This is a genomic window from Polaromonas sp. CG_9.5, assembly GCF_035984465.1.
Classification (GTDB): domain Bacteria; phylum Pseudomonadota; class Gammaproteobacteria; order Burkholderiales; family Burkholderiaceae_C; genus Polaromonas.
Genome location: NZ_JAXCHR010000015.1, coordinates 1 through 21,832, shown reverse-complemented (window position 1 = coordinate 21,832; position 21,832 = coordinate 1). Strand labels below are relative to the sequence as shown.

Genomic DNA, 21,832 nt, shown 5'->3' with positions numbered 1-21,832 from the left:
CAGGGTTATCGGGCGGGTGTGGATCAGGCGTACTGGCAAAGGTAGTGGTAGGCATCAAAGCCCGGTGCCACGCGGATGTCGAACTTTGAATGGGCAGGCACGCTGAAGGATTCGCCAGCGGATGACAGCACCCATGCATCAGTGCCGGCCAGCTTGTATTCGCAGGCGCCGCCCACGCATTCCATGATTTCGGCCACGCCGGTGTTGAAGGTCAAGGTGGCCGGCAGAATCACGCCGACCGACTGTTTGCGGCCGTCTGCCAGCGTGAAGCCGTGGCTGATGCATTTGCCGTCAAAGTAGACGTTGGCCTGGGTGGTGATGCTGACGTTGTCGATTTTTTCGGTAGTCATGAGGGGGTTTGTTAGGGGATAAACGCTGCACGGGGCAGGCGGGGCAATCAGCGTTTGATTTTAGGGCAGCCTGCAGGCGGCACCGCTGCCGAATGAATCCAATGCGGTATGGGGCGCGTATCCATATTGCTGGACAATGACGTCCATGAAACCAGAAAGCCCGGATAGCCAATTGATCGCACTCCTTGACCGCATCGCGCTGGCCGATGAATCGGCCCTCAAAGAGCTGTACGCGTTGACGTCGTCCAAGCTCTACGGCGTGGCGGTGCGCGTGGTCACCAACCGCGAATGGGCGGAGGACGTGTTGCAGGAGGCGTATCTGAACATCTGGAAGATTGCCGGGTCGTACAAGGCGTCGCTGTCGCCGCCGATGGCCTGGATGGGTTTGCTGGTGCGCAGCCGGGGGCTGGATTTCTTGCGCCGCCGGGCGTCTGACCGGGCCGATCGGGTGCAGGAGCTGGACGACGTGATTTCAGACACGGTGGCCGGCGACTCGCCCAATCCGATGGACACCACGCAAGCCAGCGAACAGGCCTGGGCGCTGCACCAGTGCCTGAGCCAGCTGGAAAACAAACAGCGCGAAGTGGTCAGCCTGGCCTATTTGCGCGACCTGAGCCACAGCGAACTGGCCGAGCAGCTCAAGCTGCCGCTGGGAACGGTGAAAACCTGGATTCGCCGGGGTCTGGAGCAATTGCGCGGCTGCATGGGGAGGTTCGCATGAATGTTGCCCCCACGCTGCCCACTTCGCGGGGTTCGCTGCGCCCCGAGGGGGCCGCTGCGCCTGCGGCCTGGCAAAGCCAGTTGCGCGGCTCCTGCTGGTGGCGGATTCGCAGCCCCGCGCTGCCCGCTTCGTTTTTTGACCCCACATTTGCCGCTACGTCCCGTGCGTTTTTCTGGACAGTTTCATGAATATTCATAAAAATCCCGCGCTGATTGACCAGCTGGGCGCAAGTTATGCGCTGGGCACTTTGCGCGGCGGTGCGCGTCGGCGCTTTGAAACCCTGGCGCGTGACAACGCCACGCTGCGCGCTGCGGCGCTGATCTGGCAAGGCCGGCTGGCGTCGGTGGCCGAGTTGCAGCCTGAAGTCGCGCCCAGCCCGGCGGTCTGGAAGCGGATTGAAAACCTCGTCAATGCCGAAAAGCAGGCGCATGCCATGCAGGCCGCGCGCAACGTGCCGGTGGCGCCAGCGCCTGCGGTCGGCTGGTGGGCCAGTCTGGGCTTGTGGCGCGGCGCGACGGCGGCAGGCGCTTTTGCGGCGGTGATTGCGGTCGTGACCGGCCTGAATTTCAATACCCAGCTGAACGGCCAGGTTCAGGAGTTGAGTGCCAAACTGGCGTCCACGCCGGCGATTGAATATGTCGCCGTGCTGGCAGACGACAAGGCGTCGGCCTCGATGCTGGTGACGTTTGATCCCAACACCAAAAAACTCATGCTCAAGCGGGTCGGAGACTTCCGCGAGCAGCCTGACAAGTCGCTCGAACTCTGGGCCTTGCCGCCCGGTGCGCCGGCCAAGTCGCTGGGCGTGTTGAGTGGTGACGCCGTGGTGCAGCTGACGGCAGCAAGCACCGATATTCAGCGCTCGCCTGCGCTGGCCATCACGCTGGAGCCCAAGGGCGGTGTTCCGCCCGGCACGGCGGCGACGGGGCCTATCCTGTTCAAGGGTGCGTTGATCAAGACGGAGATGTAGCCGGGCGGCGGCCAAAACCCGGCTATTCCACAAAAAAAGGGCGTTTTGAAAACGCCCTTTTTTATGCTTGACGCCAACCCGCGTTAACGGCGATGGTGGCCGCCACCAAAGCCCCGGCTGTAGCCAAAGTTCAGCGACAAACCGACGGGCGAGGAATAGGGCGCGTAGTAGGGACGTGAGTAATAAGGCGCGTAGTAAGGCCGGGGGTAATAAGCCGGGTAGTACACCGGCGCTGGCATGGGCTGCACATAAACCGGCTGCTGCACCGGCGCGGGCTGGTAAGCAGGCTGGTAAGCAGGCTGGTAGGTGGGCGGGTAGTAGGTGGGCTGCGCAGCGACCGGCGCGGGCTGGTAGTAGGGTTGCTGCGGCTCGATGGGCGCTGACTGGAAAGGCTGCACCGACTGCGACGCAGGCATGGCGCCCACCGGCGTCATATTCAAGCGCACATACAAACCCGGGTCGTTGGCCATTTGCGTCGTGTACTGCGTGCCCTGGTATTCATACACCACGTTGTAATAACTGGCGCGGTTTTCGTAATACGTCTGGGTGCTGCATTGCTGGACGTTTTGCAACTGGTTGTTGGGGCCTTCAATGTTGTCGCCAATCATCGCGCCGCCCACCAGACCAATCAGGGTGGCAGCGGCCCGACCGCCGCCGTTGCCAATCGCATTGCCCGCAGCGCCTCCGGCCAGTGCGCCCATCAACGCGCCCGCACCCGACTTGGGTGCCTGCGTCATCACGGTTTGGTTGTTGCACACCTGACGCGGCACAGCCACCTGTTGCACCACCGGCGTGCTGGAAATCACCCGCGCCAAAATGTCCATGGCCGATGCCGGCACGGACGCCATGGCGGCTGCGGCGATGGCAGCGCCGACAACTGTTTTAATGCGTATGTTTTTCATGTCTGAACCCCTTTTTTCAGCCGATAAAGCCAGCTGAACCGTTGTGACGAACTGTTGGCACCAAGACAAACCAAGCTGGCATGGCCCAAGCCCGCTGTTCCTGATTTTAGTAAATCAGAGTCGCTGCCAGCCGCAAAAGTTCGCGGGCGCGACTGTAAAGTTTTGAAGTTGGCTCAAGCCTGCTCTGCCCAGGCGGCGGCATCAAACCCCACCGTGATGTCTTCGCCCCAGTCCACCACGGGTCGCTTGATGACGCTCGGGTTCGCCAGCATAAGAGCTTGGGCGCTGGTGGCATCGACCACGGCGGCCTGGGTGGCTGCATCAAACTTGCGCCAGGTCGTGCCTTTTCGGTTCAGCAGCGTTTCCCAGCCAGCAGATGTGCTCCACCGCGCCAGTTCAGCGGGCGGAACGCCTTGCTTTTTGAAGTCATGAAAGCAGTAGGCTAGATGGTGTTCAGTCAACCAGGCGCGGGCTTTCTTGACGGTGTCGCAGTGGGGAATGCCGTAGAGGATGATCATGGCGGCTATTTTTGCATGTTTTTATGTCATAAATGGCTATTGCGCAATGCACACGGGTGCAACCAGCTATTAATTTAGTAGCAATTGAGTATGTTGGCAGGTGCTGGAATAATGAATGACCCCGCTGGCGCTTTGGCGCTGCGCCTGTTTGTGCCAGTTTATTTACCCGATGGAGATTCGATGAATTCTTTGCCTGCGCTTTACCCGCCTATTGAGCCGTTTCGCACCGGCACGTTGGATACCGGCGACGGGCATCAGATTTACTGGGAACTGTGCGGCAACCCGCAAGGCAAACCAGCAGTGTTTTTGCATGGCGGGCCGGGCTCGGGCTGCTCGCCAGACCACCGGCGGCTGTTTGACCCAGCGCGCTATTGCGTGCTGCTGTTTGACCAGCGCGGCTGTGGCCGTTCCACGCCGCATGCGTCGCTGGACAACAACACAACCTGGCATCTGGTCGCCGACATCGAACGGCTGCGCAACTTGCTGGGCGTCGAGCGCTGGCTGGTGTTTGGCGGTTCCTGGGGCAGCGCGCTGGCGCTGGCGTATGCGCAGACGCACCCGGCGCAGGTGTCCGAACTGATCGTGCGCGGCATCTTTACGCTGCGCCGCGCCGAGCTGGACTGGTATTACCAGGAAGGCGCGTCCTGGCTGTTTCCCGACCTGTGGGAAGAATTTTTGGCACCGATTCCGCCCGCCGAGCGAGGCAACCTGATGGCCGCGTACCGCCAGCGGCTGATCGGCAACGACCGGGCTGCGCAACTGGCCTGTGCCCGCAGCTGGAGTGTGTGGGAAGGCCAAACCATCACGCTGCTGCCCGACCCGACCGGCATCGCCAAGCACGCTGAAGACGAGTTTGCGCTGGCCTTTGCGCGCATCGAAAACCATTATTTCGTGCATGGCGGCTGGCTCGAAGAGGGCCAGCTGATCCGCGATGCGGGCAAGCTGGCCGGCATTCCGGGCGTCATCGTGCAGGGCCGATACGACATGGCCTGCCCGACAAAAACCGCCTGGGACTTGCACCGCGCCTGGCCCGAGGCCGATTTCCACCTGATCGCCGACGCCGGCCATGCCTTCAACGAGCCCGGCATCCTGGCGCAACTGCTGGCGGCGACCGACCGCTTCGCTGCTTGACAACGGCGCGCAACGTCAAACGGGCATCGGCGCTTTTCAGCACGGTCTGCCATTCGGCTTTGGCGGACGCAAGTGCGCGCAGCTGCAAGGAAAGAGCGCACCATGCAGTGCCCTTAAATGCGGGTATTCCCCCAGTCTGCGCGACAATGCGCTCTCTATGGAAAATCTCATCACACTAGACGACTGGCTGGCCTACATCGAGCGCCTGCACCCCACCTCCATCGACATGGGGCTGGCCCGCGTCAAGGCCGTGGCCGAACGCATGGGCCTGAAGTTCGACTGCCCCGTCATCACGGTGGCCGGCACCAACGGCAAAGGCTCGACCTGCGCCATGCTGGAAGCGATTTTGATGGAGGCCGGCTACCGCACCGGCGTTTACACCTCGCCGCATCTGGTGCATTTTGAAGAGCGCTGCCGGGTTCGGGGCGATATCGTCAGTGCTGCTGATTTGATAGCTAACTTCGCCCGTGTGGAAAGCGCAAGATGCCAAAATGACGATGAAATATCGCTGACCTACTTTGAATTCACCACGCTGGCGATTTTGCAGTTGCTGGCCGATGCCAAACTTGAAGTCGTGATTCTGGAAGTCGGGCTCGGCGGCCGGCTCGATGCCGTCAATATTCTGGACGCCGACTGCGCCGTCATCACCAGCGTTGACCTGGACCACATGGAGTTTTTGGGCAACAACCGGGAAAGCATCGGTTTTGAGAAAGCCGGCATCATGCGCGCCGGCAAGCCGGTGGTGGTGAGCGACCCGGTGCCGCCGCAAAGCGTGCTGGATCACGCGGCCAGCCTGGGCGCTGACTTGTGGCGCTTTGGCGAGGACTTCAATTTTTCAGGCGACAAGCTGCAGTGGAGCTGGGCGGGCCGGGGCAGGCGCTATGCGGGGCTGGCGTATCCGGCGCTGCGCGGCGCGAACCAGCTGGTCAACGCCTCGGGCGTGCTGGCGGCGCTGACGGCGCTGCGCGACCGCCTGCCCGTTACCGCACAGTCGGTGCGCAATGGCCTGTCGATGGTTGAGCTGCCGGGGCGCTTTCAGATCATTCCGGGCCAGCCGGCGCTGGTGCTGGACGTGGCCCACAACCCGCATTCGGTCGCGGCGCTGACCGAAAATCTTGATGCGATGGGGTTTTACCCGTGTACGCATGCGGTGTTTGGCGCGATGGCCGACAAAGACGTGGCCCCCATGCTGGCGCGGGTCGGGCCGCTGGTCGATAAATGGTATTTCACCGATTTGCCCACGCCCAGGGCGGCCACCGGCGAAGCGCTGCAGGCCAAATGGCAGGCCGGCAACACCCGCGCAGACGTGACTGCCACTGCTTACAAAACGCCCGAGTCAGCGCTGGCTGCAGCGGTCAAAGCGGCCAACCCCGCTGATAGAATTGTGGTCTTTGGCTCGTTCTACACCGTGGGCGGCATCCTGAAGAACGGCGTACCGCGTCTTTCAGCGCCGCATCTTTCCTCCTGACGTCGAACCCACCGCCTGCGCCATCCTTGGGAAGCACCCTGCAACCTCTCTGGCCTTTAACGCAATCCCCCTCACACCATGCCGTTTTTCAAGTTCCGTCGGGGCGATGCCGCATCAGCCCCTTCTGCCGGTCCAGCCACCCAGGTGCAAAGCGTGGAAGTCCTGCGCAAACGTGCCAAGCAGCGCCTGATTGGCGCGTCGGTGCTGGTGCTGATGGGGGTGGTGGGGTTTCCGCTGGTGTTTGACACCCAGCCCCGGCCTATTGAGGACGATATTCCGATTGAAATACCCGGAAAAAAAGCGCTCAAGCCGCTGGTGATTCCGGCTTCTCCTGCGCCCGCCGCTTCACCGCGCGCCGCACGGACAACCGCGTCTGAAAAAGTGGCCGCCGCCGCCAGTCTGTCGCCGCGCGAAGAGATTTTTTCATCAAGACCAGTCCCTGCGCCCACTGATTCAGCGCCTGCAGCTATTAAAAAAGAAGCAAAACCTGAGCACAAGCCTGCGGTAAAACCCGAGCCGAAAGCCGAAGTCAAGCCGGCCGTCAAGGCCGAAACCAGTACGCCGCCCAAAAACAATACGGCCAGCGACGACGGTGCCCGGGCCAGAGCCCTGCTTAACGGCACGGCTGCGCAGCAGGCTTCCAAACCCGCTGCAGTAGCCAAGCCCGCAGCCACAGAGGAAACCAAAGCCTCCGCAGCAGAAACCAAAGGCCGCATGGTGGTGCAGGTGGGCGCTTTTGCCGATGCCGCCAAGGCGGACGAAACCCGCCGCAGGCTCGAAGGGGCGGGTCTGAAAACCTACACCCAGGCGGTCGATACCAAAGACGGCAAGCGCATCCGGGTGCGTGTCGGGCCGTTTGCCACCAAGTCAGAAGCCGAAAAAGCGGTCAACAAGATCCGCTCGCTCGATCTGCCGGTTGCGATTTTGAGCTTCTAGTCGCCTGGCCGCTTTGTGACGGGGTTTGACTTGATTTTGACGGGGGTGCTGGTCTTTTCCCTGTTGCTGGGCGCCTGGCGCGGGCTGGTGTATGAGGTGCTGTCGGTGCTGGGATGGGCCGCTTCTTTTTATGCCGCGCAATGGTTTGCGCCGCAAGTGGCCACCTGGCTGCCGCTGCAGTCGACTTCAAATACGCTGCGCTATGCAGCGGCGTTTGTGCTGGTCTTTATTGGGGCGTTGTTTGTGGCGGGGTTGCTGGCGGCGTTGGTGAAAAAGCTGGTGGACGCCATCGGTCTGCGTCCCGTAGACCGCACGCTGGGTGCGGCTTTTGGCGTGCTGCGCGGCGTGATCATGCTGCTGGCCGCGACGGTGGTCATCAACATGACGGCGTTGAAGTCCAGCGACTGGTGGCTGGCGTCCAAAGGCGCGCCAGTGTTGACCGCCACGCTCGACAATCTGAAGCCGCTGCTGCCGGAACAGTTTGCAAATTATCTGAATTAGCTGAACAAGTCAGCTGTATGCGTTGTCTGAATTTGAATTTATCTTGAGAGTCAATACATCATGAACGGATCACCATGTGCGGCATAGTTGGAATCGTCAGCAAAGCGCCGGTTAACCAGTTGATTTACGACGGTCTGCTGTTGCTGCAGCACCGGGGTCAGGATGCCGCCGGCATCGTCACCCAACAAGGACGCAAGTTCTACATGCACAAGGCCAAGGGCATGGTGCGGGACGTGTTTCGCACCCGCAACATGCGCGCGCTGCCGGGCAATGTCGGCCTGGGTCAGGTGCGCTACCCGACGGCGGGCAATGCTTTCAGCGAAGATGAAGCGCAGCCGTTTTACGTCAATGCGCCGTTTGGTCTGGTGCTGTCCCACAACGGCAATCTGACCAATGCGGTCGAGCTGAAAGCCGAGCTGTTCAACACCGACCACCGCCACATCAACACCGACAGCGACTCTGAAGTGCTGCTCAATGTGCTGGCGCACGAGCTGGAAAAAACCACGCGCGGCCTGCCGCTGACGCCCGCCGACGTGTTTTCCGCCGTGCGCGGCGTTCACAAGCGCATCAAGGGTTCTTATGCCGTGGTGGCGTTGATTGCGGGCCACGGCTTGCTGGCCTTTCGCGACCCGTTCGGTATTCGCCCGCTGTGCATGGGCCGTGGCCGCAACGGAGACAGCGACACCGTCATGGTGGCCAGCGAATCGGTGGCGCTCGAAGGCACCGCGCACCAGTTCGAGCGCGACATTGCGCCGGGCGAAGCGGTGTTTGTCGACCTGGACGGCGCGGTGTATGCCGAGCAATGTGCGGCCAACCCCCAGCTCAAGCCCTGCATTTTCGAGTTTGTGTATCTGGCGCGCCCCGACTCGGTGCTTGACGGCATTTCGGTCTACCAGGCGCGCCTGAACCTGGGCGAAACGCTGGCCAAGCGGGTCGTTTCCACCGTGCCGCCGAACGAGATCGACGTCATCATTCCGATTCCCGAATCCAGCCGCCCCAGCGCCAGCCAATTGGCGCACCTGCTGGGGATTCCGTACCGCGAAGGCTTTGTCAAAAACCGCTACGTGGGCCGCACTTTCATCATGCCGGGGCAGGGCGTTCGCAAGAAATCCGTGCGCCAAAAGCTCAACGTGATTGCCAGCGAGTTCAAGGGCCGCAACGTGCTGCTGGTCGACGACTCCATCGTGCGCGGCACCACTTCCAGAGAAATCGTGCAGATGGCGCGTGACGCCGGTGCGCGCAAGGTCTATCTGGCCAGCGCCGCGCCGCCTGTGCGTTTTCCGAATGTCTATGGCATCGACATGCCGACGCCCAATGAGCTGGTCGCGCACAACCGCAGCGTGGAAGAAATCCGACAGGAAATCGGCTGTGACGCGCTGATTTATCAGGATGTCGAGGGTATGAAACGCGCTATCCGGGCGCTGAATCCGGCGCTCAATGGCTTTGATGCGTCCTGCTTTGACGGTATTTATGTGACCGGCGACGTGACCGCCGAAACCATCGCCGCGATGAATTCGGCGCGCGCCGACACGGCTGAAAAAATTGGCGAAGACAGTGATGTCGATGTGTCGCGCCTGGCGCTGCCCAACCCGCAGGAAGCGTGAAGATGACGACCCGAAAATTGCCTGACAACTTGCACCGCGACACGCTGGCCGTGCGCGTTGCCGTGGACAAAAGCCAGTACGGCGAAAACTCCGAAGCGCTGTACCTGACCAGCAGTTTCGTGCAGCCTGACGCCGAAACGTCGGCGCGGCGCTTTGCCGGCACCGAAGAAGGCTTCACCTATTCGCGCACCTCGAACCCCACAGTGGCCAGCTTCGAGCAGCGTTTGGCGGCACTTGAAGGCACCGAAGCCGCGATTGGCGCGTCCAGCGGCATGGGCGCGATTCTCATGATGTGCATGGGCCTGCTCAAGTCGGGTGACCATGTGGTGTGCTCGCGTTCCGTGTTCGGCTCGACGCTGGGGCTGATTGGCAACCTGTTTGGCAAGTTCGGCGTTGAAACCACCTTTGTCTCGCAAACCGATATCGCTGAATGGCGCACCGCCTTGCGGCCTTCTACCAAGCTTTTGTTTGCCGAAACACCGACCAACCCGCTGACCGATGTGTGCGACATCCAGGCGCTGGCCGATCTGGCGCACAACGCCGGGGCGCTGCTGGTGGTCGACAACTGTTTTTGCTCGCCAGCCTTGCAGCGACCGACCGAGATGGGCGCCGATCTGGTGATCCACTCGGGCACCAAGTACCTTGACGGTCAGGGCCGGGTGCTGGCGGGCGCGATTTGCGGCTCGCAAGCCTTGATCGGTGGCGTGTTTGCCCCGGTGGTGCGCACCGCCGGCATGGCGCTGTCGCCCTTCAATGCGTGGGTCGTGCTCAAGGGCATGGAGACGCTGAGTTTGCGCATGCGCGCGCACAGCAGCGGTGCGCTGGCGCTGGCGCAGTGGTTAGAGACGCAGCCCGGCGTGGCGCGTGTTTACTATCCCGGCTTGGCATCGCATCCGCAGCATGAACTTGCCATGCGCCAGCAGTCGGGGCAGGGCGGTGGCGTGGTGTCGTTTGATGTACGGACCACGTCGCCCGAGTCCGCGCGCAGCAACGCTTTTCATGTCGTTGACAGCACGCTGGTGTGCAGCTTCACGGCTAATCTGGGCGACACCAAAACCACCATTTCCCACCCCGCCACCAGCTCCCACGGACGCCTGAGCGAAGACCAGCGGCAGGCCGCCGGCATTGGCCAGGGGCTGATCCGCGTCGCGGTCGGGCTGGACCATATCGACGACATCAAGGCCGACTTGTTGCGCGGCCTGCACACATTGGCTTGAAGTTCACATGACCCAAAAAACCCGCACCCGTTTCGCACCGTCGCCCACCGGCTTTATTCACCTGGGCAATATCCGCTCGGCGCTGTATCCGTGGGCCTTTGCGCGCGCCACCGGCGGCGATTTCATCCTGCGCATCGAAGACACGGATGTGGAGCGTTCCAGCCAGGCCGCCGTCGATGTGATCATCGAAGGCATGCGCTGGCTGGGCTTGGACTACGACGAAGGCCCGTTCTACCAGATGGAGCGCATGGAACGCTACAAGGCCGTGCTGGCCGAGATGGTGGCCGGAGGTCATGTCTACCCGTGTTACATGAGCATGGCCGAACTCGACGCCCTGCGTGAAACGCAGATGGCCGCGAAGGAAAAACCCCGCTACGACGGCACCTGGCGACCCGAGGCCGGCAAGACGCTGCCGGCGATTCCCGAAGGTGTGCAGCCCGTATTGCGCTTCAAGAATCCACAAGGCGGCGCGGTGGTCTGGGACGACAAGGTCAAGGGCCGGATCGAAATCAGCAACGACGAACTCGACGACCTGGTAATCGCCCGGCCCGATGGCACACCGACCTACAACTTCTGTGTCGTGGTCGACGACATGGACATGGCCATCACGCATGTGATTCGCGGCGATGACCATGTCAACAACACGCCGCGCCAGATCAACATCTTCCGCGCGCTGGGCCGGGAGATTCCGGTCTATGCCCATCTGCCCACCGTGCTGAACGAGCAGGGCGAAAAAATGAGCAAGCGCAACGGCGCCAAGCCAGTGACGCAATACGCCGCCGAAGGCTATCTGCCTGATGCGATGGTCAACTACCTGGCGCGCCTGGGCTGGAGCCACGGCGACGACGAAATCTTCAGCCGCGAGCAGTTTTTGCAGTGGTTCAACCTTGACCATCTGGGCAAAAGCGCCGCGCAGTTCGACGAAGCCAAGCTGCGATGGGTGAACGCACAGCACCTGAAGGCTATGGCGGATGAGGTACTGGCGGGGCTGGTCCAGCCTTTCCTGGCGCATGAGGGCGTGACTGATGCGGATCCCGCCTGGCTGGCGCGTGGCTGCGCGCTGTTCAAGGATCGTTGCAGCACGCTGGTCGAGCTGGCGGGCTGGCTGAAACTGCTTGTCACCGGCGGGCAGCCCAGTGCTGAGGATGTCAGCAAGCATGTGACCGAGGCGGTGCGGCCTGCGCTGGCCAGGCTGTCCGATGCGCTGGCGGTTTGCGAGTGGAACAAAGCCGCGATTGCTGCCGCCATCAAGCAGGTGCTGCTGGACACCGGCCTGAAAATGCCGCAGCTGGCCATGCCGGTGCGCGTGTTGCTTTTGGGAACGCCACAAACGCCGTCACTTGATGCTGCAGTGGAACTCATGGCGCGAGAAAAAGTGATCTCCAAATTGAATTTAGTTTGAAAATTTCAAAAAGGCCAATTTTTTTCGCTATAATTTGAGGCTCGACAGGTTACTAAGAAATTAGCGACATTGGGGGTATAGCTCAGCTGGGAGAGCGCTTGCATGGCATGCAAGAGGTCATCGGTTCGATCCCGTTTACCTCCACCAACTGTCGGAAAGTTTTTGAAGTTTTGTTGCAGGCCCTCAAAAGTCTGCGCCGGAAGTCACCAGGTTAAGACCCCATCGTCTAGAGGCCTAGGACACTACCCTTTCACGGTAGGTACCGGGGTTCGAATCCCCGTAGGGTCGCCAAATTTTTTCGCTGCAAGGCGAAAAAGCCAAGCACAAGTATGTCAAGCACTTGGCTCGCAGGAGCAAACGCTTTTCTACCAGGAGTGGTAGTTCAGTTGGTTAGAATACCGGCCTGTCACGCCGGGGGTCGCGGGTTCGAGTCCCGTCCGCTCCGCCAGATTGAAGCCCTTGCAATCTCATGAATTACAGGGGTTTTTCTTTTAGGATCATTTTTTGATCTAAAGAGGTTGCTAGAGTTTTTGCATGCTTTTTTTAAAAGCATGCGCCGGAAGTCACCAGGTTAAGACCCCATCGTCTAGAGGCCTAGGACACTACCCTTTCACGGTAGGTACCGGGGTTCGAATCCCCGTAGGGTCGCCAAATTTTTTCGCTGCAAGGCGAAAAAGCCAAGCACAAGTATGTCAAGCACTTGGCTCGCAGGAGCAAACGCTTTTCTACCAGGAGTGGTAGTTCAGTTGGTTAGAATACCGGCCTGTCACGCCGGGGGTCGCGGGTTCGAGTCCCGTCCGCTCCGCCAGTCATATGAAAAGCCGTTGTAAGTCATTGATTTACGACGGCTTTTTCATTTTCTGCTGCCCCATTTTCGTTTTGTCGGTGCTACCCCGAAGCCCTTTTGGTGTAGCAGTCGGGTAGCACGTTGGTGTTGCCCCGATGGGGTTTCTTGAACTTGTTCATGGGGCACCCTTATGTCAAATGCCGTCGCTTCACTGCGCCGTGCATCCTTGCGCGACCCCGCTCTGTCCAGTTTGGCTTTGCCGAAATATCTGCACCGGCGCAGTTCCATCTTTTATTTCAAACGGAAAACCCCGGCCGATGTGGTCGATGCGTTCCCCCAGTAGCGGGGCCAGGTTTGGATGTCGCCAGTGTCTTCGTGGAGCCGAACCCCGCACAAACAGGCAACCGCGTCCAGCGCCGGATTTTGCAGCGCATCGCTTGACCCATGATGGTTGCACCGCCATGCAAATGCACCAGTGTTTCCACCCGCAGAAAGCTTTCGTCGATGCTGTAAACCTCAATGTCTGGCGAGAACTCGCGCAGCACGGAGACGACCCGGTTGCTCATATCCCGTACAGCGTGTAATTGGATGACAGTGCCACGATGCCGAGCTGGTGGGCCAGCGCTTTGAGTTTGAACCACGGTGCACCCATCATGACACCGAGTGCTTTGACCTCGTTGCTGCGTGCCACTGCGCAATCGTCATTATTGGAAAGCACCACTACCGGCACGTTGTCCAGGCGCGGATTGAAGGCGCGCTCGCAGGAGTTCTGAATGGTTCTAACTGTTAGTGGTTTGCTTGCGCCTGTGACAACCAGATTTTTCTCCACTAACAGTTTTCGCGAACTGGGAAGGGCAGCCGTGAGGGCAAGCGTCTGGTTTGGAAAATAGGTTCTGAGAAAATCGTCGGCAGCTTTCCCATTCATGTCATCAAGGACGACAGCTTCGCATCCATGTCGATCACCTGCTCAGAAAGCAACTCGAGCGACTCGTTGGCCAACACTTTGCCCCCTGCGAAGCTCCAGAGCGCGGCGTCCCGGCGCTCAAGCAAGCTTCGGATTTCTTTCATGCAGATCCGGACAACCGACTCCACCACGGTATCCACGTCCGGATGGCCCGTGTCCAGCTCAATTTGCTCAAGCAATTCAGCCGTGGTCTGGGCACTAAGCATCAAGTCCCCTGTCACCCAGCTATTGACCGTGAACAGCGAGACTGGGACGCCTTTCACATCGAAGCCTATGGTCAGCAAGTGGCGCGTGTTGGGATTCTCGGCGCCGCCATCAAGTCTTCCAAATTCAAGCTCTCGGGCGGAGCGCAGTCGGCGCGACCATAGCTTACGTCTGGCGAACAAATGGATGTGGCCATGCTCGGACGCCCCAGGCCGGTCCTCGGGCGAATGCGAGTGATAGAACCACTGAAATCCGCTGGACAAATCGATCGCATCGTCCTCCGGATAGTGCCCCCATTGCCTGGGCAGATCACCATCCAAAAGGCTTCCAAACAGATGTTCCCTGCGCTGGGCAAGGCTGGCATACGTTTCAAGCAAACGGGAACCCGTCGCGACTTGCGCGGCGCGGCTTGCCGCTCTGGATGATCGGCTCTCTTTACGCATCAGTTCTTGGGAGCGCACTTGGGCGTGCATTTCGGGGCGCATTTGGCCATGCACTTGGGAGCGCACTTTGCACCGCATTTAGCCGCGCACTTCTTGGCCCCGCACTTTGCGGGTTTGGCGCAGCACCTGGGCGCGCATTTGCCGCAACATTTGGACATGCCAGCCTTCGGCTTGCACTTGGCGGCGTCCTTCATGTCTTGGGCGGCGGCTGGTAGAGCCAACGTGGCGGCAGTCAGAGCGGCCAGAGATGCCAGTTTCAATGATGTTTTCATGGATGTTCCTCAGTAGTGGATGGATCGAGGCCGCGATTGGCTTCCTCGGCAACTAAGAGGCATCAACCAGACGGATCGGTTCGCGCCGAATGAAAAAAAGTTCGAAAAACGCAGCAAGCGTAAGAAAACGCCACTGAAACCGACCCATTGCAAATATTTTTTCAAACCCGCGAACCGTTTGGGCTCCGAAACCCCTCTTAGTGGGCAATCAACCTCAAAGGACTGCCATGACCCACCACGTTTCAACGCTATTAGCCGTTTTGATCGCCTCGTTTGGCTTTGCCGCATCTGCCTCGGCTGCGGACGAAACGGTCAGGCCCGCGGGCTACAAGCCCATCACAGGTGACGCCAAGCTGGGAGAGAAGCTCTTCAATGACACCAAGCTCTCGACCAATGGCATGTCCTGCGCGTCCTGCCATGCCAACCACGGCGCGTTCTCGGCCTCGTTTGCCAAACCCTATCCCCACACCGTCGCCATGGCTAAGGACCAGTTGGGCCGCAAGACAATCCACCTGGACGAAATGATCCAAGCCTGCATGGTCATGCCCATGGCCGCCAAGCCGCTTCCTTGGGATTCCAAGGAGCTGGCAGGCCTCACCGTTTATGTGCAGACGCTGCAAAAGACTTTCAAACCTTCCCGTTAACCCACCAGGAGACTTCCCATGAAATTCGCAAAAACCATTCTCACCATCGCTCTCACCTCCTTGGCATTCATGGCCATGGCCGGAGACATCAAGCCCTTCAGCCAACAGGAATTCGACCAGCTCACGAAGGCGGGCAAGCCCGTCGTGCTCGACATCAGCGCGCCATGGTGCCCCACCTGCAAGGAGCAAAAGCCCATTATTGACGGCTTGATGAAGCAGCCCGCCTACAAGGATGTGACACTGCTGACCATCGACTTCGACAGCGCCAAGCCCACACTCAAGCAATTCAAGGTCGCCATGCAAAGCACGCTGGTGGCCTTCAAAGGCGAGAAGGAAGTGGGCCGCTCGGTCGGTGACACCACGCCCGCAGGCCTTGAGGGCCTCATCAAAAAGACGGTGAACTGATGGAGTTCGGGCTTGGCTCCTACGGATTTGGTTTCCTGGCAGGGCTGCTTTCGACGCTATCGCCTTGCGTTTTGCCCATCATTCCGATTCTGCTGGGCTCGGCCACCAATGCCCATCCGAGGGCGCCGCTGGCGCTCGCGGGCGGGCTGGCTCTTTCCTACGCCGTCATCGGAACCGCTCTGGCATGGGCGGGCTCCGCGCTGGGACTGGACATCTCCATCTTTCGCGGAATCGGAGCCGCCATTTTGGGTTTGCTGGGCTTGGTCTTGATGTCGGGAAGTCTCCAGCAGCGGTTTGCAGCGGCTACCTCCGGCATTGGAGACGCGGGCAACAGCTTGATTTCACGGATGCGACTGGACGGCCTGTGGGGACAATTCGCGATTGGCCTGGTGCTTGGCGTGGTGTGGAGCCCTTGCGTAGGGCCGACTTTGGGCGCTGCCGTAGTTCTGGCCAGCCAAGGCTCACAACTCCCCCAGGTCGCCTTGCTCATGGGAATTTTTGGCCTCGGTGCGGCTCTACCCGTTGTCGCGCTGGCCTACGTCTCACGCGGCGCCATGCTCAAGATGCGTGGAAAGCTCATGCAGGCTGGCAAGACCGGCAAGACGATCTTGGGCGCAATCATGATCGCGCTGTCGGTGTTGATCTTGACCGGAGCCGACAGGCCTATGGAAGCATGGTTGGTAGAGCACTCGCCCGCTTGGCTCACCCAACTGACAACCCGGTTTTAATAGGCGGTGCCCCACATTGAAACGCAGCAAGGAATTGCCATGAACATCAAAGCCATCGCATTCGACACCGGAGGAACGGTTATCGACTGGCACTCGGGCATAAGAGACGCATTTGCGGCCATCGGGGAAAAGCATGGCGTGGCAAGGGATTGGGCGTCGATTGCGAATCAATATCGGCGTCTGGCGATGAAGGGCATCGTTGGGCAATCGCGGCCCGACTTCAACATGGACGACGTTCACTATAGCGTTTTGGATGAGGTGCTCGAGTCCCACGATCTTTCGGTTTTTTCAGAGAACGACCGCAAGTCGATTGCCCACGCGTGGCACCAGCTCGCGACGTGGAGCGACTTCGCCCGCCCTCTGCGTGATATCCGAGAGCTGGTCCCGGTGGTTTCCTTCACCATGCTGCCGTTGTCGCTGGTTGTGGATGTGTCCCGGTTCAACGGCATTTCCTGGGACGCTGTGATCTCCTGCGAAGCCATTGGCTACTACAAACCTGATCCCCGCGCATACCTGCAGGCCTCGAAATGGCTGGCGGTCGCCCCCGAAGACATTCTGATGGTGGCCTGCCATAACTTTGACCTCAATGCCGCGCGGGCATGCGGCTTCAAGACCGCATTTGTCAGACGCCCCAGAGAGTGGGGCCATGAGCCGCCACCGGAGCCGACGCCCCACCCCGATTGCGACTTTGTCTTCGATGGATTCGAGGAGCTGGCCAGGGCCGTTCGGTCGATTGCAGCCCCAGTGCCGCCATCTCAAAGAAATTGAAATCCCGCTTCAAATTTAGTTTTCTGCAAATCGAAAGGAATCCCATGCTACTACTCTCCGCACTGCGCAATTTTGCCTCCCTCGCCCTCTGCGCTGCATCTCTGTCCACAGGGTCGGCCATGGCCGATCCGCTGAGTATCCAGGCCACCATGGTCCCCAAGGAGCAAATCAAGCTCGACTTCAAGGACGGAACGGGACACTTTGTGCTGATGGTCAAGCGCGAAGGCCAAGCTGCGGGAACGGGATTGCTCGACGGCGCTCAAATCGTTGAATTCGGCCGCCATGACATCCTCCCCGGCGTCTCGGGAGACCCCAGCGGCTATTTGGTTGCCACCAAGGGCGAAAGCAATGTCGCCTACATCAAGTGGACCGTGCGCGCTATCTTCCTGCCAGGCAAAGATGGGAAGCCCGAACTCAACGACAACGGCTTTTGGGAAGTGGTCTCCGGCACCGGCAGTTTCAAGGGATTGAGGGGCGCGGGCACGCTGCACATCAAGGCGGCAAACCCCACCGACCGAATCTTCAAGCTTGAGGGCGAGCTCGTTTCGCAGTAGAAATATTTTTTGCAGCCGCGAACCGTTTCGCCTCGCTGGCCCCTCTTATAGATAAGGCCCAATAAAGTTTGAATTTTGTATGATTTTTTTGATCAAACCTTTATGGAAAAAGAAGACGCAAGAAGCCAGACACTGGAGCGCCTGCACGAGCGGCGCAAGCAAGTCGTGAGGCTGCACAAACAAGGCATCAAGATCATGCAAATCGTGCCGATGACGGGACTGAGCTACCCGACGGTACGCTCGGCTATTGATCTGTTTGAATCGGGCGGCTGGAGTGCGGTCAAGCCTAGCCTGCGCGGGCGCGCCAGAGGCGATGGCCGGGTGCTCAGTCAAGTGCAAGAGGACACCATCCAGCGCTTGATCATTGACACTCGGCCCGAACAACTCAAGATGGACTTTTATCTCTGGAGCCGGGCCGCAGTAGGCCAACTCATAAGCCAAGAGTTTGGCATCACACTGCAAGTGTGCAGCATCGGCAAATACCTCACGCGCTGGGGTTTTACGGCGCAAAAGCCCGTCAAGCGCGCCTACGAGCAAAGCCCGGCGGCAGTGCAGGCTTGGCTGCAAGGCGAGTATCCGGCCATTGAGCAACGCGCAAGAAGCGAGGGCGCTGAAATTCACTGGGGCGATGAAACAGCTTTGGTCAACACCGACGTGCGCGGCAGGAGCTTTGCGCCAGCGGGCAAAACCCCGGTAGCCATGGCTGTGGGCGGCACCCGCCACAAGCTCTCGATGATCGCCACAGTCACCAATCAGGGCAAGGCACGCTGGATGATCATTGATGAGGCGTTTGATGCCGACAAGCTCATTGAATTTTTGCAAGCCTTGATCAAGGATGCAGGCAAAAAGGTGTTCCTGATACTGGACAACCTGCGGGTGCATCACAGCAAGCTCGTCAAGGCCTGGGTAGCTGAGCGGCGTGATCAGATTGAGCTTTTTTACTTGCCCAGCTACAGCCCGCAACTCAACCCTGAGGAGCGACTCAACGCCGATCTGAAGCAGGAAATGGGCAAGCGCGTGCCCGTCAGGACTAAGGCTAAATTACGTGAGGCTGCCAACGATCACATGACGATGCTCGAGCAAAACCCCGAGCGGGTGATGAGCTACTTCCAGGATCGTCGGGTTCACTATGCGGCTTAAAACTTCACAGGGCCGGATCAATAGTTGGTGAGGATGGTCCTCGACACAAACAGTTCAAAGGAGATCAATATGTTCTACGTCAAAAATGTCCCAACCTGGGAGCGCATACTTCGAGTCTTGATGGGCATGGCAGGCCTTGCCTTCGCCGCAATGAACTGGGGAGTTTCTGGCATGGCCGTCGGCATCGGCGCCATGGGCGCGATGCTCGCCATGACCGGGCTCTTCGGCTTTTGCCCGATGTGCGCCATGGTGGGCCGCAAGCTCGACAAAGGAGCGTAAAACATGGCAGTCAGCGCAGCCGATCGCAACAACCTCATCTTGGCTGCCCAGACGGGCGACCCGGCTGCGATCGGCCGCCTACTGGCCGTGTGCCAAGCCGATGCCCGCCGCTATGCCCACAAGCATTGCCACGTTAGCGACGTGGACGATGCCGTTCAGGAATCGCTCTTGATCATTTCCCGAAAGGTCAAGGGACTCAAAGCCGCCGCAGCCTTCTCCGGTTGGCTCTTCACCGTCATCAAGCGCGAGTGCCGCAAGCTTGAGCGCATGATGTTCAAGACCGATTCCCTCGACGAGGACTTGGCCGAGCATCAGTTGCTATGCAAGACCGACAACGACTTGCGGATCGACCTTGCCGCAGCCCTTGAATCGCTCCCCGCCCATTACCTCGAAGTGGTGCTGCTGCGCGACTTCGAAGAGCTCACCATCGCCGAGATCGCCGAGCGTCTTGGCGAGCAGGTCGGCGCCATCAAAAGCCGACTCCACCGCGCCCGCGAGCTTGTGCGCGAATACATGATCGGCCCGCAAGCCTCTCCCAAATAATTGAAAGCGACATAGGCGGTATAAATACGCAAAGCGCAAGGAGCCTTCATGGACGACAAGCAGCATTGGGAAAAGGTTTACCAAACCAAGCAACCGGACAACGTGAGTTGGTTCCAAAAACACGCCACGCGCTCGCTTGAAATCATCCGCTCCGTCGGAGCCACGCCCGATTCAAGCATCATCGACGTGGGCGGCGGCGCCTCCACTTTGGTTGATGACCTGTTGGCCGATGGCTTTCGGAATCTCTCTGTCCTCGATTTTTCCGTCAGCGCGCTCGAAGTCGCCCGAACCCGGCTCGGCGCCAAGGGTGATCCCGTTCATTGGATTGTTGGCGACATCCGCGAAGTGTCCCTGCCCGCTCAAAGTTTCGACATATGGCACGACCGAGCCGTCTTTCACTTCCTGACCGATCCGAAGGATCGAGCGGCTTATGTCTCGCAGGTAATGAAGGCCGTGAAGCCCGGCGGCCATGTGATCGTCGCGACCTTCGCGCCCGACGGCCCCGAGCAATGCAGCGGGCTGCCGGTGGCAAGGTATGCCCCCGGAGAACTCCATGGTCAATTCGGGCCAAGCCTCGAACTACTGGCGCATGCCAGCGAAGAGCACGTGACGCCTTGGGGGGCGGTGCAGCACTTCGTCTATTGCCATTGACTCAAACTTCATTGAGGAACGATACATGACCTGCGCGATTCCACCCGAAAACTCCCGAGCCTTCCTGACTCGTTCGACTTTGACTTGCCCCGAATGTGGTCATGCGGAAGAGCTCGAAATGCCGACCGATGCCTGCCTGTTCTTTCACGAGTGCCGCGCGTGCCATGCGATGCTACGCCCCCAGCCGGGCGACTGCTGCGTCTTTTGCAGCTATGGTTCGGTGAAGTGCCCGCCCATGCAGCAGGCTCGCGCATGATGCAGATTTGGCGGGCGATGCGGACCCGGCCTATTGCCGCCAACGCGCTGCGGATTGCGCTGTTTGTCGGCACCGCGCTGAACCTGATCAACCAAGGCGGCACCATCCTTTCCCGCTCGGGCGTGTCATGGGTTCACCTTGTTCTGAACGATGCCGTTCCCTATTGCGTTGCCAGCTACAGCGCGGCCAATAATCAAATCTCGCGGGACAAGGACCGCATGGGATGACGGAGCCGCTCGACCACCTGTTGACTCAGTTCTCCCTGCGTGCAGGCGTCTTCTACACGGGCAACCTCTGCGGTCTGCATGATTTCGAGCGCGACGAGTTGCGCGGCCATCTCCATTTGGTCAAAAGCGGCCCCGTCCAATTGATCGAGCCTGGTAAAGCCGCCATCGTGATTGAGCGCCCCACCCTGGTTTTCTTGCCCCGTCCTCAAGCCCATCGGCTCTTGGCGGATGAGCGGGCAGGCGCTGATGTCGTCTGCGCCACTGTGATGCTCGGAGGCGGCGGCAGCAATCCCATCGCCGACTCTTTGCCCGACACGGTCATGATTGAGCTTGGGCAGATGGATGGCATTGAAGAAATCCTTGGCGTGATGTTCGCGGAGGCCTTTGACGACCGCAGCGGCCGGCAGGCCGTCCTCGATCGTCTGTGCGAGGTCTTGATGATTCGCATGCTGCGCCATTGCCTGGAACAGGGAACGACTCATGGAGGCGTGCTGTCTGGCTTGGCCGACCCCAAGCTCTCCAAAGCCCTGGAGGCCATCCACCGCGAGCCCGCGCGCGATTGGGACCTGCCGTCCATGGCCGCAAAGGCCGGGATGTCGCGTGCGCGTTTTGCCGACCGCTTCCGCGAAGTCGTCGGCAAGCCTCCTGCGGACTATTTGGCTTCGTGGCGAGTGATGCTTGCCCAACGCCTGCTGGCCCGTGGCCATCCCGCAAAGTCGGTGGCCGTGGATGTGGGCTATGGGGGGTCGAGCGCCTTGCACCGGGCGTTCGTGCGCAAGCTGGGCGTGTCGCCCTCGGAGTGGCTGCGGCGGCAAGCTGACATCGAGTGAGCGCAGAAGAAACGGCTTGGCAGGACGCCAGGCCATCGCTCTGAGACGTTTGGCCAACTTTGCTGGCGCTGATTTTCCTACGATGAACTTGCGTTGATTGGCGGCTCGACCGAGCCAACAGCAACCCAATAACTTAACCATCCAAGGAATCTCATGTCTTACCTCAAAACCCTCACCGCCGTAGACCACGCCAGTGCTCAAGGCTTGCAAAAGGAGTTGCTCGATACCGCCAAAAAACAGGTCGGCTTCATTCCCAATATGTATGCCAACATGGTCAATGCCCCAGGCGTCCTGAGCACTTACTTGCACGGCTACGGACTCTTTCGCGTAACCGTCCGACGAACACCATTCTTGCGCCGGGTTGATGAGCCGGGCAGTATCCGGGGAGTTGCCCACCACGATGGTGTGCACTTAACCCGG

26 protein-coding genes, 5 tRNA genes and 2 pseudogenes are annotated in these 21,832 nt (G+C 60.0%); 28 read left to right on the top strand and 5 right to left on the bottom strand.

What is annotated here, in order from left to right:
* Positions 1–23: 23 nt before the first annotated feature.
* On the bottom strand, positions 24–350 hold the full coding sequence (ppnP, locus tag RCH06_RS12455; protein ID WP_327081785.1) for a pyrimidine/purine nucleoside phosphorylase: 327 nt from the start codon (positions 348–350) through the stop codon (positions 24–26).
* A 145-nt stretch (positions 351–495) separates the two neighbouring features.
* Between ppnP and RCH06_RS12450 the strand changes: the two genes are divergently transcribed.
* The 3 genes from RCH06_RS12450 to RCH06_RS12440 are packed head-to-tail and all read left to right on the top strand — an operon-like array spanning position 496 to position 2,038.
* Positions 496–1,071, top strand: coding sequence for a sigma-70 family RNA polymerase sigma factor (locus tag RCH06_RS12450; RefSeq protein ID WP_327081784.1), 576 nt, complete (start codon positions 496–498; stop codon positions 1,069–1,071).
* Positions 1,068–1,259 carry a hypothetical protein gene (locus tag RCH06_RS12445; RefSeq protein WP_327081783.1) on the top strand — a complete coding sequence of 64 codons (192 nt, stop codon included), beginning with the start codon at positions 1,068–1,070 and terminating at the stop codon, positions 1,257–1,259. Before RCH06_RS12450 ends, RCH06_RS12445 begins: the two co-directional genes overlap by 4 nt.
* On the top strand, positions 1,256–2,038 hold the full coding sequence (locus RCH06_RS12440) for an anti-sigma factor (protein WP_327081782.1): 783 nt from the start codon (positions 1,256–1,258) through the stop codon (positions 2,036–2,038). Before RCH06_RS12445 ends, RCH06_RS12440 begins: the two co-directional genes overlap by 4 nt.
* Before the next feature lie 83 nt (positions 2,039–2,121).
* On the opposite strand, the gene RCH06_RS12435 is transcribed toward RCH06_RS12440, so the two are convergent.
* Positions 2,122–2,940, bottom strand: coding sequence for a glycine zipper 2TM domain-containing protein (locus RCH06_RS12435; RefSeq protein ID WP_327081781.1), 819 nt, complete (start codon positions 2,938–2,940; stop codon positions 2,122–2,124).
* A gap of 173 nt (positions 2,941–3,113) precedes the next feature.
* Positions 3,114–3,458 (bottom strand): arsenate reductase, encoded by a 345-nt coding sequence (locus tag RCH06_RS12430; RefSeq protein WP_327081780.1) that lies wholly within the window; start codon positions 3,456–3,458, stop codon positions 3,114–3,116.
* Between the two features lie 180 nt (positions 3,459–3,638).
* Here RCH06_RS12430 and pip point away from each other — a divergent pair, with 180 nt between their 5' ends.
* From pip to RCH06_RS12370, 12 genes are all read left to right on the top strand, one after another.
* Entirely contained in the window at positions 3,639–4,589 is a 951-nt protein-coding gene (gene pip / locus RCH06_RS12425) for a prolyl aminopeptidase (RefSeq protein ID WP_327081779.1), read from the top strand.
* A 157-nt stretch (positions 4,590–4,746) separates the two neighbouring features.
* Complete coding sequence (gene folC / locus RCH06_RS12420; RefSeq protein WP_327081778.1) at positions 4,747–6,057, top strand: bifunctional tetrahydrofolate synthase/dihydrofolate synthase; 1,311 nt, start codon at positions 4,747–4,749, stop codon at positions 6,055–6,057.
* A gap of 78 nt (positions 6,058–6,135) precedes the next feature.
* Positions 6,136–6,993: an SPOR domain-containing protein gene (locus tag RCH06_RS12415; RefSeq protein ID WP_327081777.1), complete on the top strand. Its 858-nt coding sequence runs from the start codon at positions 6,136–6,138 to the stop codon at positions 6,991–6,993.
* A gap of 15 nt (positions 6,994–7,008) precedes the next feature.
* Positions 7,009–7,494 (top strand): CvpA family protein, encoded by a 486-nt coding sequence (locus RCH06_RS12410; RefSeq protein WP_327081776.1) that lies wholly within the window; start codon positions 7,009–7,011, stop codon positions 7,492–7,494.
* Positions 7,495–7,568: 74 nt separating this feature from the next.
* Positions 7,569–9,098 carry an amidophosphoribosyltransferase gene (gene purF, locus RCH06_RS12405; RefSeq protein ID WP_327081775.1) on the top strand — a complete coding sequence of 510 codons (1,530 nt, stop codon included), beginning with the start codon at positions 7,569–7,571 and terminating at the stop codon, positions 9,096–9,098.
* A gap of 2 nt (positions 9,099–9,100) precedes the next feature.
* A complete protein-coding gene (locus tag RCH06_RS12400) occupies positions 9,101–10,315 on the top strand; it encodes an O-succinylhomoserine sulfhydrylase (protein ID WP_327081774.1) in 1,215 nt (404 codons plus the stop codon).
* A gap of 7 nt (positions 10,316–10,322) precedes the next feature.
* Positions 10,323–11,717 carry a glutamate--tRNA ligase gene (gltX, locus tag RCH06_RS12395; RefSeq protein WP_327081773.1) on the top strand — a complete coding sequence of 465 codons (1,395 nt, stop codon included), beginning with the start codon at positions 10,323–10,325 and terminating at the stop codon, positions 11,715–11,717.
* A gap of 71 nt (positions 11,718–11,788) precedes the next feature.
* Positions 11,789–11,864, top strand: a tRNA-Ala gene (locus tag RCH06_RS12390).
* A 68-nt stretch (positions 11,865–11,932) separates the two neighbouring features.
* Positions 11,933–12,008 (top strand) — tRNA-Glu (locus RCH06_RS12385).
* An 80-nt stretch (positions 12,009–12,088) separates the two neighbouring features.
* Positions 12,089–12,165 (top strand) — tRNA-Asp (locus RCH06_RS12380).
* A 127-nt stretch (positions 12,166–12,292) separates the two neighbouring features.
* Positions 12,293–12,368: transfer RNA gene (locus tag RCH06_RS12375), tRNA-Glu, on the top strand.
* Positions 12,369–12,448: 80 nt separating this feature from the next.
* Positions 12,449–12,525: transfer RNA gene (locus RCH06_RS12370), tRNA-Asp, on the top strand.
* Between the two features lie 275 nt (positions 12,526–12,800).
* Here the strand turns inward: RCH06_RS12370 and RCH06_RS17900 are convergent.
* A pseudogene (locus RCH06_RS17900) lies at positions 12,801–13,429 on the bottom strand (Y-family DNA polymerase).
* Positions 13,426–14,145, bottom strand: a complete 720-nt coding sequence (locus tag RCH06_RS12360) for a DUF6969 family protein (RefSeq protein ID WP_327081771.1) — start codon at positions 14,143–14,145, stop codon at positions 13,426–13,428. Before RCH06_RS12360 ends, RCH06_RS17900 begins: the two are co-directional and overlap by 4 nt.
* A 469-nt stretch (positions 14,146–14,614) precedes the next feature.
* On the opposite strand from RCH06_RS12360, the gene RCH06_RS12355 reads away from it, so the two are divergent.
* From RCH06_RS12355 to RCH06_RS12295, 13 genes and pseudogenes are all read left to right on the top strand, one after another.
* Complete coding sequence (locus RCH06_RS12355; protein WP_327081770.1) at positions 14,615–15,031, top strand: c-type cytochrome; 417 nt, start codon at positions 14,615–14,617, stop codon at positions 15,029–15,031.
* A gap of 18 nt (positions 15,032–15,049) precedes the next feature.
* Complete coding sequence (locus tag RCH06_RS12350; protein ID WP_327081769.1) at positions 15,050–15,436, top strand: thioredoxin family protein; 387 nt, start codon at positions 15,050–15,052, stop codon at positions 15,434–15,436.
* Positions 15,436–16,164, top strand: coding sequence for a cytochrome c biogenesis CcdA family protein (locus tag RCH06_RS12345; RefSeq protein WP_327081768.1), 729 nt, complete (start codon positions 15,436–15,438; stop codon positions 16,162–16,164). Before RCH06_RS12350 ends, RCH06_RS12345 begins: the two co-directional genes overlap by 1 nt.
* 39 nt (positions 16,165–16,203) lie before the next feature.
* Entirely contained in the window at positions 16,204–16,932 is a 729-nt protein-coding gene (locus tag RCH06_RS12340; protein WP_327081767.1) for an HAD-IA family hydrolase, read from the top strand.
* A 119-nt stretch (positions 16,933–17,051) separates the two neighbouring features.
* Positions 17,052–17,486 (top strand): hypothetical protein, encoded by a 435-nt coding sequence (locus tag RCH06_RS12335; RefSeq protein ID WP_327081766.1) that lies wholly within the window; start codon positions 17,052–17,054, stop codon positions 17,484–17,486.
* A 102-nt stretch (positions 17,487–17,588) separates the two neighbouring features.
* Entirely contained in the window at positions 17,589–18,626 is a 1,038-nt protein-coding gene (locus tag RCH06_RS12330; RefSeq protein WP_327081765.1) for an IS630 family transposase, read from the top strand.
* 69 nt (positions 18,627–18,695) lie between these two features.
* A complete protein-coding gene (locus RCH06_RS12325) occupies positions 18,696–18,905 on the top strand; it encodes a YgaP family membrane protein (protein ID WP_327081764.1) in 210 nt (69 codons plus the stop codon).
* A 3-nt stretch (positions 18,906–18,908) separates the two neighbouring features.
* Positions 18,909–19,448: an RNA polymerase sigma factor gene (locus tag RCH06_RS12320; protein WP_327081763.1), complete on the top strand. Its 540-nt coding sequence runs from the start codon at positions 18,909–18,911 to the stop codon at positions 19,446–19,448.
* Positions 19,449–19,496: 48 nt separating this feature from the next.
* Positions 19,497–20,099, top strand: coding sequence for a class I SAM-dependent methyltransferase (locus tag RCH06_RS12315; RefSeq protein ID WP_327081762.1), 603 nt, complete (start codon positions 19,497–19,499; stop codon positions 20,097–20,099).
* Positions 20,100–20,124: 25 nt separating this feature from the next.
* On the top strand, positions 20,125–20,355 hold the full coding sequence (locus tag RCH06_RS12310; protein ID WP_327081761.1) for a GDCCVxC domain-containing (seleno)protein: 231 nt from the start codon (positions 20,125–20,127) through the stop codon (positions 20,353–20,355).
* Positions 20,352–20,582, top strand: coding sequence for a nitrate/nitrite transporter NrtS (gene nrtS, locus RCH06_RS12305; RefSeq protein WP_327081760.1), 231 nt, complete (start codon positions 20,352–20,354; stop codon positions 20,580–20,582). Before RCH06_RS12310 ends, nrtS begins: the two co-directional genes overlap by 4 nt.
* On the top strand, positions 20,579–21,412 hold the full coding sequence (locus tag RCH06_RS12300) for an AraC family transcriptional regulator (RefSeq protein WP_327081759.1): 834 nt from the start codon (positions 20,579–20,581) through the stop codon (positions 21,410–21,412). Before nrtS ends, RCH06_RS12300 begins: the two co-directional genes overlap by 4 nt.
* Before the next feature lie 153 nt (positions 21,413–21,565).
* Positions 21,566–21,832, top strand: a pseudogene (locus tag RCH06_RS12295) (hypothetical protein); the annotation flags it as partial.

What these genes read in the sequence shown, in the direction of transcription:
- folC (WP_327081778.1), top strand. Translation starts at nt 4,747, where the DNA reads ATGGAAAATCTCATCACACTAGACGACTGGCTGGCCTACATCGAGCGC.
- RCH06_RS12315 (WP_327081762.1), top strand. Translation starts at nt 19,497, where the DNA reads ATGGACGACAAGCAGCATTGGGAAAAGGTTTACCAAACCAAGCAACCG.
- RCH06_RS12320 (WP_327081763.1), top strand. Translation starts at nt 18,909, where the DNA reads ATGGCAGTCAGCGCAGCCGATCGCAACAACCTCATCTTGGCTGCCCAG.
- RCH06_RS12340 (WP_327081767.1), top strand. Translation starts at nt 16,204, where the DNA reads ATGAACATCAAAGCCATCGCATTCGACACCGGAGGAACGGTTATCGAC.
- pip (WP_327081779.1), top strand. Translation starts at nt 3,639, where the DNA reads ATGAATTCTTTGCCTGCGCTTTACCCGCCTATTGAGCCGTTTCGCACC.
- ppnP (WP_327081785.1), bottom strand. Translation starts at nt 350, where the DNA reads ATGACTACCGAAAAAATCGACAACGTCAGCATCACCACCCAGGCCAAC.
- RCH06_RS12435 (WP_327081781.1), bottom strand. Translation starts at nt 2,940, where the DNA reads ATGAAAAACATACGCATTAAAACAGTTGTCGGCGCTGCCATCGCCGCA.
- RCH06_RS12440 (WP_327081782.1), top strand. Translation starts at nt 1,256, where the DNA reads ATGAATATTCATAAAAATCCCGCGCTGATTGACCAGCTGGGCGCAAGT.
- RCH06_RS12430 (WP_327081780.1), bottom strand. Translation starts at nt 3,458, where the DNA reads ATGATCATCCTCTACGGCATTCCCCACTGCGACACCGTCAAGAAAGCC.
- RCH06_RS12400 (WP_327081774.1), top strand. Translation starts at nt 9,101, where the DNA reads ATGACGACCCGAAAATTGCCTGACAACTTGCACCGCGACACGCTGGCC.
- RCH06_RS12450 (WP_327081784.1), top strand. Translation starts at nt 496, where the DNA reads ATGAAACCAGAAAGCCCGGATAGCCAATTGATCGCACTCCTTGACCGC.
- RCH06_RS12300 (WP_327081759.1), top strand. Translation starts at nt 20,579, where the DNA reads ATGACGGAGCCGCTCGACCACCTGTTGACTCAGTTCTCCCTGCGTGCA.
- RCH06_RS12345 (WP_327081768.1), top strand. Translation starts at nt 15,436, where the DNA reads ATGGAGTTCGGGCTTGGCTCCTACGGATTTGGTTTCCTGGCAGGGCTG.
- RCH06_RS12350 (WP_327081769.1), top strand. Translation starts at nt 15,050, where the DNA reads ATGAAATTCGCAAAAACCATTCTCACCATCGCTCTCACCTCCTTGGCA.
- purF (WP_327081775.1), top strand. Translation starts at nt 7,569, where the DNA reads ATGTGCGGCATAGTTGGAATCGTCAGCAAAGCGCCGGTTAACCAGTTG.
- RCH06_RS12360 (WP_327081771.1), bottom strand. Translation starts at nt 14,145, where the DNA reads ATGCACGCCCAAGTGCGCTCCCAAGAACTGATGCGTAAAGAGAGCCGA.
- RCH06_RS12355 (WP_327081770.1), top strand. Translation starts at nt 14,615, where the DNA reads ATGACCCACCACGTTTCAACGCTATTAGCCGTTTTGATCGCCTCGTTT.
- RCH06_RS12445 (WP_327081783.1), top strand. Translation starts at nt 1,068, where the DNA reads ATGAATGTTGCCCCCACGCTGCCCACTTCGCGGGGTTCGCTGCGCCCC.
- RCH06_RS12330 (WP_327081765.1), top strand. Translation starts at nt 17,589, where the DNA reads ATGGAAAAAGAAGACGCAAGAAGCCAGACACTGGAGCGCCTGCACGAG.
- nrtS (WP_327081760.1), top strand. Translation starts at nt 20,352, where the DNA reads ATGATGCAGATTTGGCGGGCGATGCGGACCCGGCCTATTGCCGCCAAC.
- gltX (WP_327081773.1), top strand. Translation starts at nt 10,323, where the DNA reads ATGACCCAAAAAACCCGCACCCGTTTCGCACCGTCGCCCACCGGCTTT.
- RCH06_RS12310 (WP_327081761.1), top strand. Translation starts at nt 20,125, where the DNA reads ATGACCTGCGCGATTCCACCCGAAAACTCCCGAGCCTTCCTGACTCGT.
- RCH06_RS12325 (WP_327081764.1), top strand. Translation starts at nt 18,696, where the DNA reads ATGTTCTACGTCAAAAATGTCCCAACCTGGGAGCGCATACTTCGAGTC.
- RCH06_RS12335 (WP_327081766.1), top strand. Translation starts at nt 17,052, where the DNA reads ATGGCCGATCCGCTGAGTATCCAGGCCACCATGGTCCCCAAGGAGCAA.
- RCH06_RS12415 (WP_327081777.1), top strand. Translation starts at nt 6,136, where the DNA reads ATGCCGTTTTTCAAGTTCCGTCGGGGCGATGCCGCATCAGCCCCTTCT.